The organism is uncultured Abyssibacter sp. (assembly GCF_964000955.1).
Lineage (GTDB): Bacteria > Pseudomonadota > Gammaproteobacteria > Nevskiales > OUC007 > Abyssibacter.
Window position 1 is genome coordinate 1 of sequence record NZ_CAXFCL010000365.1, and the last position, 11170, is coordinate 11170.

Here is an 11170-nt window from a genome sequence, read left to right on the forward strand (position 1 = left end):
AGGCGCCGCCGGCACCCCCGCCTGGCTGACCGCCTGTGCCGGCAGCGAGACCCTGAGCAAGCCGAACGGTTCCGGCGATGGCCCGGGCGGCGTGACCGACCCCGCCGGCATGGAGTTCGGCATTCCGCCCGGCCCGTTGTCGCAGATCGGCGAACTGGTGGACACGGGCGTCGACGGCATTCTCGCACCGGAAGGCTTTTCCGTGCGCGCCGTGGCGAAACACCTGAGCAACCCGCTGACCGGCGTGTTCGATCCGCTCGGCCTCACCGGCTACAACTGGCACGAGTCACCGGACGGGGGCGCCTGTTATGCCGCCGAGGACGGCGGCTGGGTCTATGTCTCCAACAGCGAAACCGACGGGCCGAACGGCGGCGTTGGCGCCCTGCGTTTTGACGCCAGCGCCAATCTCGTGGACGCCTATCGCATCCTCGACGGCACGCGTCGCAATTGTGCGGGCGGCGCCACACCGTGGGCCACCTGGCTGTCCTGCGAGGAAACCGGTGACGGCATCGTCTACGAATGTGACCCCTTCGGCACACCGGACACCGCACGGGCGCTGCCGGCGCTCGGCTACTTCAACCACGAGGCCGCCGCGGTCGACCTGGCGACACGCACCGTGTTCCTGACCGAGGATTCCGGCAGCGGCCGGCTGTACCGTTTCGTGGCCGATGCCAGTGACCTGACCACCGACGGCGAAGGCCGTACGCGGCTGAACATGCAGTCCGGCGTGTTGCAGGCGCTGAACATCGAGGGTTACGAGAACGGCGGCTACGCGGAAGACGACGCGATCTGGCGCACGCTGCACCGCACGAGCTGGGTGGATGTCGCCAGCCCCGAGATGCCGCAGGCCACAGTGCGCGATAACCTCGCGGGCGCCGGCATGCAGGTGCCGGGCACCATTTTCAGAGGTGGCGAAGGCATCTGGATCTACGACGTGCCCGCGGCGCTGCAAAGCACGCCGCCCGGCGGCTCGAAACCCACCCGGGCGCTGGTGTTCTTCGCCAGCAAGGGTGACAACCGGGTCTATGCCTACGACATCGACAACGATCTGATCGAAACCGTGTTCGACAACGGATCGATCGATCCGGATTTCGACGACGTGGACAATGTGGTCGTCTCGCCCGCCGGGGATGTGCTGGTGGCGGAGGATGGCGACGCCATGCGGTTGATCGTCGCGGTGCCCAACGCGCCCGCCAAGGTGCTGGTACAGGTCACGCTGGGTGGCTCGGAGATCACCGGCCCGGCGTTCTCGCCGGATGGCAGCCACCTGTACTTCAGCTCGCAACGCGGTCCGAACTACGCCGTCGGCAACACCGGCAGCGGCGTGACCTACGAGCTGACGATTCCGGAGCAGTACCGGGCCTGAATGGCGTCAATCGTCGTCGCGCTTGCGGGCGCGGGGGTGCGCCTTGTCGTACACCTCGGCAAGGTGCTGGAAATCCAGATGGGTGTAGACCTGCGTGGTGCTGATGCTGGCGTGACCCAGCAACTCCTGCACCGCGCGCAAATCCCCGCTGGACTCCAGCATGTGGGTGGCGAAGGCATGCCGCAGCCGATGCGGGTGCAGCCGCGACGGCAGCCCGGCCTTCTGCGCGGCCTGCGCCAGCCGGGTTTGCACCGAACGCGGCGACAAACGCCCGCCGCGTGACGACACGAACAGCGCCGGCTCGTCCGGTGCCGCCAGCTCGCCGCGCAACTTGATCCAGCGGCGCACGGCCTGCGCCGCCGCGCGCCCCACCGGCACTTCGCGCACCTTCGCGCCCTTGCCGGTGACACGCAGCATGCCGTCGCCGGGCCAGAAGTCCGCGAGATTGACACTCACGGCCTCGGCCAGGCGAAGACCGCTGGAGTAGATCAACTCCATCAGCGCGAGATCGCGTACCTCCAGCGTCGTCTCGGCCGGCCGGTCGAGCAGGCTGCTGACCTCGTCGACATCCACCCCCTTCGGCAACGGCCGCCCGCGCTTGGGCGCACGCACATCCGCGGCCGGGTCGGCGCCGCAGCGGCCGTGGCGCAGCAGGTGGGCATAAAAGCTGCGCACCGACGACAGCGCGCGCTGCAGGGAACTGGGGGACAGGCCACGGCGATGTTCGCCCGCCATCCACTGACGGATGTCGGCCACGCCCACCGCCGCCCAGTCACCAATGCCTCGCGCCTCCAGATACTCGCGCAACCGGTCGAGGTCACGCCGGTAGGCCGCGCGCGTATGCGCCGAAAGCTGTCGCTCGTCGCGCAGTACGCGGTCGAAACTGTCGAGGTCGGCTGTCAGCGCCGTCATGGTCACCGCCGCAAAACCGGTAGATGGCGCCATGCTATCGAAAACGGTGACTCTGGCATCATCCACGCTCCCACCTGATCACCATCCAAACCCGTGCAGATCAAGATCGTCCCCGTCACACCGTTTCAGCAGAACTGCTCGATCCTGATCTGCGAGAGCACACGCAAGGCCGCGATCGTCGATCCCGGCGGCGACCTGGACCGGCTGCTGGCGACGGTGGAACAGGCCGGCGCGGAGGTGGAAAAGATCATCATCACCCACGCGCATATCGACCACGCGGGCGGCGCCGGCGAGCTGGCCAGACGCCTGGGCGTGCCCATCGAGGGGCCGCACAGGGAAGATCAGTTCTGGATCGATCTGCTGCCCGAGCAGGGCGCCAGCTTCGGCTTTCCGCCGGCCGAGCGATTCACGCCCCATCGCTGGCTGGAAAACGGCGATCAGGTGACGTTCGGCGAACAAACCCTGGATGTCTACCACTGTCCGGGCCACACCCCGGGTCATGTCGTGCTGTTTCATCCCGGCCTGCGCGTGGCCATCGTCGGCGACGTGCTGTTCCAGGGCTCGATCGGCCGCACCGACTTTCCCCGCGGCGACCACGCCACGCTGCTGCGCTCGATTCGCGAACGCCTCTGGCCGCTGGGCGACGATGTCAGCTTCGTGCCCGGTCACGGACGGACCTCGACCTTCGGCGCCGAGCGGCGCAGCAACCCTTTCGTCTCGGACGCCGCCCTCGGCCGCTAGGCGCCGGTGTCGCGACGGATCAGCTGCCTGATCCGTCGGCGGGCAGATACCGCCGGATCGAGGCGGTCAGCAACTCGGCGATCAGATCCAGGAACAGCGTACCCATGCCTGGCCGGAAACGCGCAGGGTCCTCGCTACCGACTGCCATCAGCCCCAGCGGATGCACGCGATCCAGTGGCACCACCGCGGCGGAGGCGACGGGCCGGTCGCCGAACAGCTGCGAGCGGGCGTCATCGCCAAGCGGCCCGCACTCGATCAGCCCGGTGCGAATCAGGTTGGCATAGGTCGTTCGCAGCGCATGCCCGGCGTCGACGCACACGGCATTGCTCACCGCATCCGTGTCGTAAAGACCGACGAACACCGCATCAACGGCAAACGCCTGGGTCATGCGCGAGCGTGCGATGTCGATGGTCGATTCCGCCGTGCCGGCGCCCAGCAGCGCCACCGCCAGATCGTTGGCCTTGCGCATGCGCTGCTCGTTCTGCCGCGCGACCTCCGCCAGCTGGTGCAGGCGTTCGCGCAACTGATCGTTGCGCTGCCGCAGCACCGAGACCTGCCGCTCGATCAGCGATGACGCCGAACCAGCCGCATGCGCCAGTTCAATGCCTTCCAGCAGATGCGGATGCTCGGCGAAGAAATCAGGCCGTCGCTCGATGAACGCGACGACATCCTCCTCGGTCGCCGCCTGCACGGCCACGTCTTCCGGCTGCAGGGCCGCCAGGCCCACCTTGTCCTCTGAACTCCCCATGCTCCCCGCACTTAAGTCGTTGAATCCAGGATAGATACTATCGAAAACAACGGCGCATGGCTGCGCCAGGCGACCAGCGCGGCTCAGGACAGCGTGATGACCCCGTCGAACACGGTGGTCGCGGGCCCTTCCATCCACAGCGAATGACCCGGGCCATCCCAGTGGGTCGCCAGCGTTCCACCGGGCAGCTCGACCCGCACATCGGGCCCCACCGCCTGCAACCGGCGCAGCACCGCGACCGCGCCGCAAGCCCCGCTGCCGCAGGCCTGGGTCTCGCCCACGCCCCGCTCCCAGACGCGCAACCGGATGCGGTCGGGGGACAGCACGCAGGCGAAACCGACGTTCGCGCGCTCCGGAAACAGCGGATGAGTCTCGATCCGTGGGCCCACCGTGCGTACCGGGGCGTCGTCGACATCCTCGACCTGCAGCACCACGTGCGGATTGCCCATGGACACGGCGCCGAAGAACCAGCTGTGGCCATCGATCTCCAGCGGATAGCGGTCGCACATCCGTGAAACCGCGAGCGGAATGCGCGTCGGTTCGAACTCGGGTTCGCCCATGTCCACATGAATCGTCTCCGCGCCCACCTGCACGCGAATCGACGTGGTCTGCGTCGCGAAGACCAGCTCGGTCTTGTCCGTGAGGCCACGGTCGATGGCGTAGCGGGCCACACAGCGCACGCCGTTGCCACACTGTCCGACCTCAGTGCCATCGGCATTGAGAATCCGGTAACCGAAATCCACGCCCGCCTCGGACGCCGGTTCCAGCATCAGGATCTGATCGCAACCCACGCCCCGACGCCGGTCCGCAAGCAACCGGATTTGCGGCACCGTCAGCGGAACCGCGGTGCGCGTGGCGTCGATCACGACGAAATCGTTGCCCAGCGCGTGCATCTTGGTGAACTCGAGACGCGTGTTTGTCATTGAACCTTCAATGGCCATGTGCAACATTTAGGGGATGCACCGCTCCTTCCGCCAGCATTTGCTGCAATTCGTCGCCGTCGCACTGCTTGCCTTGCAGTGGAGCGCGGCGACGCATGCGGCCGATCATGTGCTGGAGCCGGTGCACGGGATGTGTGCACTTTGCCACATCGCACAGGATGCGGCGGCCGGACCGGCCATCCCGGAACTCACAATCGTCCATGCGCCGGACGCCTGCGTCGTCAAGCGGCTGCACGATAACCCCGTCGCCACGATTGCCTGGGCTTCACGGGCACTGCGCGCACCCCCACTCACAGCCTGACCAAAACCGATTGATTCGCCGAACGCACGCGTGAATGCGCGGCGTCGGTATTTCGTTTTGCTGGGCCCGACCGGGCCCGTCAGGAGTGATCCCTGCATGAACCGCATGATTCTGCCGGTTGCGCTGTTCGCAACCCTCTCGGCCCACGCGGCCGACCCCGAAGTCGATTCCGAAACCCTGGAACTGGACCCCATCCAGGTCACCGCGGAACCGTTCGCCAATCGTGGCGAACTGGAATCCACACGCCCCGTTGATGTCCTCGTCGGCGAAGACCTTGACCGCGAACGCGCCGCCACGCTGGGCGAAACCCTGGATCAGCAACCGGGCATCGCCAACGCCAGCTTCGGTCCCGGCTCCGGCCGAGTGGTGATTCGCGGACAGTCCGGTCCGCGCGTGCGCGTGCTCGACGGTGGCGTGGGCGTGCTCGATGCCTCCTCCGTCAGCCCCGACCACAACATCTCCACCGAGCCGTTCCGCGCCCGACAGATCGAGGTGCTCCGTGGCCCGGCCACGCTGCTCTACGGCAACGGCGCCATCGGCGGCGTGGTGAATGTCGTCTCCGACACGATTCCGACCGAACCGGTCGTGGGCCCCACGGGTGTGCTGGGAACTCAGTACGACACAGCCCGCGACGGCCGCACCTACTTCGGCCATGTCGAGACCGGTTTCGGCCGCTTCAATCTGCATGTCGACGGCCTGGTCCGGCGAACGCACGACATCGAGATTCCCGGCATGGCGGAGTCCGCGGCCGCGCACGAAGCGGAGGAAGACGAGCACGAAGGCGAGGAACACGAGGAAGAGGACGAGGTCGCCGGCCTGCTCGAAAACAGCAGCACCTCGACCAACTCGACCGCGCTGGGCACCTCCTGGGTCGACGATTGGGGATTTGTCGGCGCCTCCGTGACGACCTACCGCACCAACTACGGCATTCCCGGCCATCACCATCACGAGGAAGAAGGTGAGGAACACGAAGAGGAAGGCCACGAGGACGAGGAGGAAGCTGGCGTCCGCATCGACCTGAACCAGGTCCGCTACGACGGCAAGTTCGAGGTGCTGGAACCGCTCCCCGCGGTCACCCGGCTCCGCGGCGCCGTGGTCGTCAGCGACTATGAGCACACCGAAATCGAACCATCCGGCGAACCGGGCACTCGCTTCGAGAACAATGGTTTCGAGGCCCGTCTGGAAGCGACGCACGCGCCGCTGGGCGACTTCTCCGGCGTGGTCGGGCTGCAATGGATTGATTCCGAGTTCTCGGCCATCGGCGAGGAAGCCTTCGTGCCGCCGGTGGACACGCAATCGGTCGGCTTGTTCTGGGTCGAGGAGTGGCATCTCGATCCGTTGCGCCTGGAAGCCGGCGCACGCGTCGAGTCGACCGATCACAGCCCGGAAGGCGGCGCGCCATCGCGTGACTTCTCGACGGTCTCGCTCTCGGTTGGCGGCAACTACATGCTGAGCGACTCGGCGAACCTGGCGGTGTCCCTGTCCCGCTCGCAGCGCGCGCCCTCGTCGCAGGAGCTCTACTCCAACGGCCCACACCTGGCGACCGAGTCCTTCGAGGTCGGAAACCTGGATCTGACGGAGGAAGTGGCGAACAACCTCGACATCAGCCTGCACTGGCACTCGGAGCGGATCGATGCGGAACTCACCGCCTTCGTGACCCGCTACGACGACTACATCTACCAGAGCGAAACCGACACCCTGCTGCCCGACGGCGAACCGGATCGCGTCGACGAGGAAGGCACGCCGGAAGCCGATGGCGAGTTGCTGTACGTGGCGTACACGCAGGACGATGCCGATTTCGCTGGCGCGGAAGCCTCGTTCGCCGTGCTGGTACTGGACTCACCCGCCGCCGGCCAGTGGCGCCCGCGCATCTTCGCCGACACCGTCACCGGTGAGTTGACCGACGGGTCATCGCTGCCGCGCATCACGCCATCGCGCATTGGCGCCGGCCTGGACTGGGAGCGCGGACCGGTCACCGCGGACATCCGCCTGACCCACGTGGCCAGGCAGAGCGACACCGCCAGCCTGGAAACCGAGACCGACGCATACGATCGACTGGATGCGGACATCACCTGGACCATCCGCGGGCAGTACGGCCTGGTGCTCGGCCTGCGCGGACGCAACCTGCTGGATGAGGAAATTCGTGACCACACCTCGTTCATCAAGGACATCGCGCCCGGAGCGGGGCGGTCGTTGCTGGTGGATGCGAGTTTCGAGTTCTGATCGAACGCGCATCAATTGACGCGGCGACGGGCATGCCAGAACGGCAGGCCCGTCGCCGCATTGGCATGCATTGATCCCGGTCAGCTGGGGGAAGCACTGATCTATTCGCGCCGCCAAGTTGCTGCCTGCAAACAGGCCAGGCAAGGCGCGAAAACCCCGCTTCGGTTCAGTCCGTGCTTGAAACCGGCTGGACGTGGCCAAGCATCGCAGCGGGCGGTGGGCGTACATAGAAAATCGGCTCGCCCGGCACGACGAAACCTGCTCAAGCGCTCACCGAGCCCAATCCCTCAGAACTGCAACCGCCCCGCCGGCGCCAGCTCGGCGGCGCGTTCCAGAATCGTGTCCACATCCGCCCGCATCGCGGCGAAAGCCTGCTGCTGTTGTGTATCGCGGGTCTCGATGGTCGACGGGTAGTTGCTGCGGTAGTCGTGAATCTCGGCCAGCACGCTCAACGCGGCGGCGCGTCGCTGCGGGTTGAGACCGCCGAGCTGCTCGCCCAGAGACAGGATATCCAGATCCATGGACAGGGCCAGGTAATCCCGCGCGGCCTCGATCTCGCCGACATCCAGCTGCCGGGCGACGTACATGGACTCGGTCAGCTTGGCGATTTCCGCATCAATCGCCGGCCGTTCCACTGCGACCGGCGGGACCAGTGGATCCTGAAGCTGATACCAGACGCTAGCGGCGACGAGGCCGCTGAGAAACGTCGCCGGAATCGTCAGTATCTTCATCAGTCGGCTGCCGCGCATAGAAGAAGGTCTCCGTATCATCGGCCGGCGGTTCCCGCTCGGGTTCCGGTGCTTTCGCGACGGCGCGTTCATCGAATTGCAGGTGGGTAATGCGCGTGCCCTGCGGGCAGCGCTCGTAGGTCACGGTGTAGAGGTCTTCCGGGGCCGTGGTCTGCAGCCCCTCACCCTGTGGCTGCACGGTCTGGTGGGTGACCTCCAGCGTCAGCAACCGACCGGTGCGGTCCAGGATGGTGTTGCCCACCATGGTGACCTTCGCACCGGAATTCTCGACGCCACTGGAGCGGAACAGGCCCCGCGCCAGCGACCAGTGACCCTTGTAGCCGTATGTGATGTCCTCGGTTTGCAGCGAGACCTGATCGGTGCCGTCGGCGCGGACCGTCCAGCGCTCGCCCCCGCAATCCTCCTCGGTAGCCCAGGTGCCCAGAATCGAGGTTTCCGTTGCGGGCACGCGGAAGAACACCGTTTCCCACGCCTTCTGATTCGCCTGGTCGACATCGGAGGCCGCCACCAGCAGCGACTCGTTCAGGCGGCGGCAGGCGTTGTGCAGTTGACCGGTTTCCATCGCCGCCAGCTGCTGTCGCTGGTAGAGCGATGCGGCGTTGCGTGTCGCCCGCCAGTTGCGCTCCACCTCGTTCTGCACGAGCGGATCCAGCGAGTCGAGCTTGAGATCCTCGGCGACCAGCCGTGCGAAACGCCCCTGCAACTCGTCTACCAGCTGGCGGTTGCGCTCGTCCCAGGTCTCGAAGGCCCCTTCGACGCCGGGCGCCGCCGAACGCGCGTGGACCCGGCAAACGCTGGCGAACTCCTCGATGGAGAAGTAGTAGGCCAGCAATTCGCCGACGGACGCCGCGACGGCGTCATTCGCCTGTACCCGTGCCGGATGGACCAGCAGCAGGCACGGGATCAAGCAGATCAGTAATCGGTTCATAGTGCTTCAGTTTACGAACAAACCAGTCCAGCGCGCGTCCTTCCCGATCGGCGCGCCAGACGAGCTTGAAGAGCGCGGGTTCCCGCTGAATGCCGACCTCCCGGGTGACCAGCCGCCCCGTGTCGAGATCCTGCCGCGCCAGACAGGCCGGGAGGAATCCCACTCCCAGTCCTCGTCGCTGCGCTTCGAGCTTGGCAGCCAGACTGGGGACATACAACACGTCCTGTTCGGGAAGAAAGCCGCTGGACCGGCCCGGCAGTGTGCGCGAGGTGTCGCTGACCACGATCGCGCGATGCGCGCGCAGCTGATCGTCGGTGATCGGTTCCGGAACCGACGCCAGCGGGTGATCTCCGGACAAACAGAACACGAACCGGACCCAGCCCAGCGTTACCGACCGCAGCGGCGGCTGTTGCGGCAGTTCGCCGGTGACGCCGATCGCCAGATCCGCCCGCCCTTCGGTCAGCGCATCGGTGGGACCGCCGTAGACCTCGGTGAGCAACCGGATGCGCGAGGTCCCGCAATCGCTGGCGTAGAACTCCGTGAGCAACGGCATCAGGCGCTCGGTGCCCAGCACGTCGTCCACGGCGATGCGCAGTTCGGTTTCCCATCCGGTCGCCATCCGCCGGACGCGATCTTCCAGCTCCTCCGCTTCCGCCAGCAACCGGCGACCACGCTCCAGCAATTCCCGACCGGCCGGTGTGAGTCGCGCCTTGCGACCCGATCGGTCGAAGACCGTGACCCCCAGATCGTCCTCGAGCTTGCGCACGGAATAGGTGATCGCGGACGGCACGCGGAACAGGACATCGCCTGCACCGGCAAAACTGCCTGTCGCGTCGATGGCGTCCATGACGCGCAATGCATCCAGGGTCAGCTTCATGTTTCAGAAAATCTGAATGAGCAGCGTCGAATATTTCGCTTTTTCCGAAGCATCTGCAACCGCATCATCTCCGCAACCCGAGAACCGGAACGCCGATGAACACCATCCCGCGCTGGTACCACCTGCATGTCTACTTTGATCACACGACATCGGAGATCGCCGCCGAGGTACGAGACCACCTCGCGCGCTCGAGCCTGTCGTTTCCCTACCTCGGGCGCCTGATCCCGCGCGCCGTGGGGCCGCATGACGGACCGATGTTCGAAGCGCATGTCAGCGCCGACGAGCTGGATGAGGCCCTGGCGCTGCTGGAGCATGTGCGCGGCCCGTTGTCCGTGCTGGTTCACCCGGTCGTCGAGGACGAACTCGCCGCGCATTCGGAACTGGCGCAATGGCTGGGTGATCCGAAACCGGTGCATCTGGACCGACTCTGACGGCAGTTGCCCCGGCGGGCCGCGGCGGCTACGGTCGCTCACAATTCACGACCGCCGCGCCAACGCCGAAGGGACCGACCATGGATGCTTTGCCCGAAGGAGACGCCCTCGCGCTCGCCAAACTGATTCGCGACGGAGACGTCTCCGCCGAGGAACTGCTGGAGGCCGCGATCCGCGGCGTCGAGCGGATCAATCCACAGCTCAACGCGATTGTCGGCAAGCTCTACGAGGACGCCCGCGCCCGGGTCCGGCAGCCGCTGAACAACGGGCCGTTCGCGGGCGTGCCGTTCCTGATCAAGGACCTGCTGTCGGACTATGCCGGCGCGCCGATCAGCTCGGGCAGCCGCTTTCTCAAGGACTACATCCCATCGAAGGACAGTGACCTGGTGGTGCGCTACAAGCGCAGCGGGCTGAGTATCTTCGGCAAGACCAACACACCGGAATTCGGCCTGACACCGTTCACCGAACCCGCATTGTTCGGCCCCGCGCGCAACCCCTGGAACCCGGCATGCACGCCAGGCGGATCCAGCGGCGGCACCGGCGCGGCCATTGCCGCGGGGCTGGTCCCGATGGCCGGTGGTGGCGATGGCGGCGGTTCGATCCGCATCCCCGCGAGCTGCAACGGGCTGGTCGGACTCAAGCCCACGCGCGGCCGCACGCCCACCGGACCGGATCGCGGCGATGTCTGGTTCGGCTGCGCCGTGGAACTCCCGCTGTCACGTACGGTGCGTGACACCGCCGCGGTGCTGGACGCCGTCAGCGGTCCGGAGCCGGGCGCCCCCTCGCAAGCGCCCGCGCCGGCACAGCCGTATCTTCAGTCGCTGGAAACACCGGTGCGGCCGCTGCACATCGCGGTCAGCGGTGTTCCGATGCTGGGCGACGACATGCACGCGGATTGCCTGGCCGGTCTGACCCGCACCGCGGAACTGCTCGAATCGCTGGGCCACACGGTG

Annotated in this window: 12 protein-coding genes; 6 read left to right on the forward strand and 6 right to left on the reverse strand. The window is 66.7% G+C overall.

The features are described 5' to 3' along the window. Positions 1 to 1366: alkaline phosphatase PhoX (locus tag ABNS06_RS17775; RefSeq protein WP_348675943.1), on the forward strand; the 1366-nt coding region annotated here is incomplete at its 5' end. 6 nt (positions 1367 to 1372) lie between these two features. On the opposite strand, the gene xerC is transcribed toward ABNS06_RS17775, so the two are convergent. Continuing rightward, positions 1373 to 2278, reverse strand: coding sequence for a tyrosine recombinase XerC (gene xerC / locus ABNS06_RS17780; protein ID WP_348675944.1), 906 nt, complete (start codon positions 2276 to 2278; stop codon positions 1373 to 1375). A 93-nt stretch (positions 2279 to 2371) separates the two neighbouring features. Between xerC and ABNS06_RS17785 the strand changes: the two genes are divergently transcribed. Further along, positions 2372 to 3019, forward strand: a complete 648-nt coding sequence (locus ABNS06_RS17785) for an MBL fold metallo-hydrolase (RefSeq protein ID WP_348675945.1) — start codon at positions 2372 to 2374, stop codon at positions 3017 to 3019. A 19-nt stretch (positions 3020 to 3038) separates the two neighbouring features. Here ABNS06_RS17785 and ABNS06_RS17790 read toward each other — a convergent pair whose 3' ends face one another. Next, positions 3039 to 3746 (reverse strand): DUF484 family protein, encoded by a 708-nt coding sequence (locus tag ABNS06_RS17790; protein WP_348675946.1) that lies wholly within the window; start codon positions 3744 to 3746, stop codon positions 3039 to 3041. Positions 3747 to 3850: 104 nt separating this feature from the next. Further along, on the reverse strand, positions 3851 to 4690 hold the full coding sequence (dapF, locus tag ABNS06_RS17795) for a diaminopimelate epimerase (protein ID WP_348675947.1): 840 nt from the start codon (positions 4688 to 4690) through the stop codon (positions 3851 to 3853). Positions 4691 to 4724: 34 nt separating this feature from the next. On the opposite strand from dapF, the gene ABNS06_RS17800 reads away from it, so the two are divergent. Then, positions 4725 to 5009: a hypothetical protein gene (locus ABNS06_RS17800; RefSeq protein WP_348675948.1), complete on the forward strand. Its 285-nt coding sequence runs from the start codon at positions 4725 to 4727 to the stop codon at positions 5007 to 5009. Positions 5010 to 5105: 96 nt separating this feature from the next. Further along, complete coding sequence (locus ABNS06_RS17805; RefSeq protein WP_348675949.1) at positions 5106 to 7232, forward strand: TonB-dependent receptor; 2127 nt, start codon at positions 5106 to 5108, stop codon at positions 7230 to 7232. A gap of 287 nt (positions 7233 to 7519) precedes the next feature. Here ABNS06_RS17805 and ABNS06_RS17810 read toward each other — a convergent pair whose 3' ends face one another. The 3 genes from ABNS06_RS17810 to ABNS06_RS17820 are packed head-to-tail and all read right to left on the reverse strand — an operon-like array spanning position 7520 to position 9786. Further along, positions 7520 to 7963: a hypothetical protein gene (locus tag ABNS06_RS17810; RefSeq protein WP_348675950.1), complete on the reverse strand. Its 444-nt coding sequence runs from the start codon at positions 7961 to 7963 to the stop codon at positions 7520 to 7522. Continuing rightward, positions 7911 to 8909, reverse strand: a complete 999-nt coding sequence (locus ABNS06_RS17815) for a hypothetical protein (protein ID WP_348675951.1) — start codon at positions 8907 to 8909, stop codon at positions 7911 to 7913. Before ABNS06_RS17815 ends, ABNS06_RS17810 begins: the two co-directional genes overlap by 53 nt. Next, entirely contained in the window at positions 8839 to 9786 is a 948-nt protein-coding gene (locus ABNS06_RS17820) for a LysR substrate-binding domain-containing protein (RefSeq protein ID WP_348675952.1), read from the reverse strand. Before ABNS06_RS17820 ends, ABNS06_RS17815 begins: the two co-directional genes overlap by 71 nt. Before the next feature lie 95 nt (positions 9787 to 9881). Between ABNS06_RS17820 and ABNS06_RS17825 the strand changes: the two genes are divergently transcribed. Together ABNS06_RS17825 and ABNS06_RS17830 are read left to right on the forward strand one after the other, a co-directional pair. Beyond that, positions 9882 to 10217, forward strand: coding sequence for a DOPA 4,5-dioxygenase family protein (locus ABNS06_RS17825; RefSeq protein ID WP_348675953.1), 336 nt, complete (start codon positions 9882 to 9884; stop codon positions 10215 to 10217). Positions 10218 to 10297: 80 nt separating this feature from the next. Then, positions 10298 to 11170, forward strand: an 873-nt coding sequence (locus ABNS06_RS17830) for an amidase (protein ID WP_348675954.1), incomplete at its 3' end; no start/stop codon positions are given.

Coding starts and splice junctions, on each gene's coding strand:
- ABNS06_RS17805 (WP_348675949.1), top strand. CDS start 5,106: ATGAACCGCATGATTCTGCCGGTTGCGCTGTTCGCAACCCTCTCGGCC.
- ABNS06_RS17800 (WP_348675948.1), top strand. CDS start 4,725: ATGCACCGCTCCTTCCGCCAGCATTTGCTGCAATTCGTCGCCGTCGCA.
- ABNS06_RS17810 (WP_348675950.1), bottom strand. CDS start 7,963: ATGAAGATACTGACGATTCCGGCGACGTTTCTCAGCGGCCTCGTCGCC.
- ABNS06_RS17820 (WP_348675952.1), bottom strand. CDS start 9,786: ATGAAGCTGACCCTGGATGCATTGCGCGTCATGGACGCCATCGACGCG.
- ABNS06_RS17825 (WP_348675953.1), top strand. CDS start 9,882: ATGAACACCATCCCGCGCTGGTACCACCTGCATGTCTACTTTGATCAC.
- ABNS06_RS17815 (WP_348675951.1), bottom strand. CDS start 8,909: ATGAACCGATTACTGATCTGCTTGATCCCGTGCCTGCTGCTGGTCCAT.
- xerC (WP_348675944.1), bottom strand. CDS start 2,278: ATGACGGCGCTGACAGCCGACCTCGACAGTTTCGACCGCGTACTGCGC.
- dapF (WP_348675947.1), bottom strand. CDS start 4,690: ATGACAAACACGCGTCTCGAGTTCACCAAGATGCACGCGCTGGGCAAC.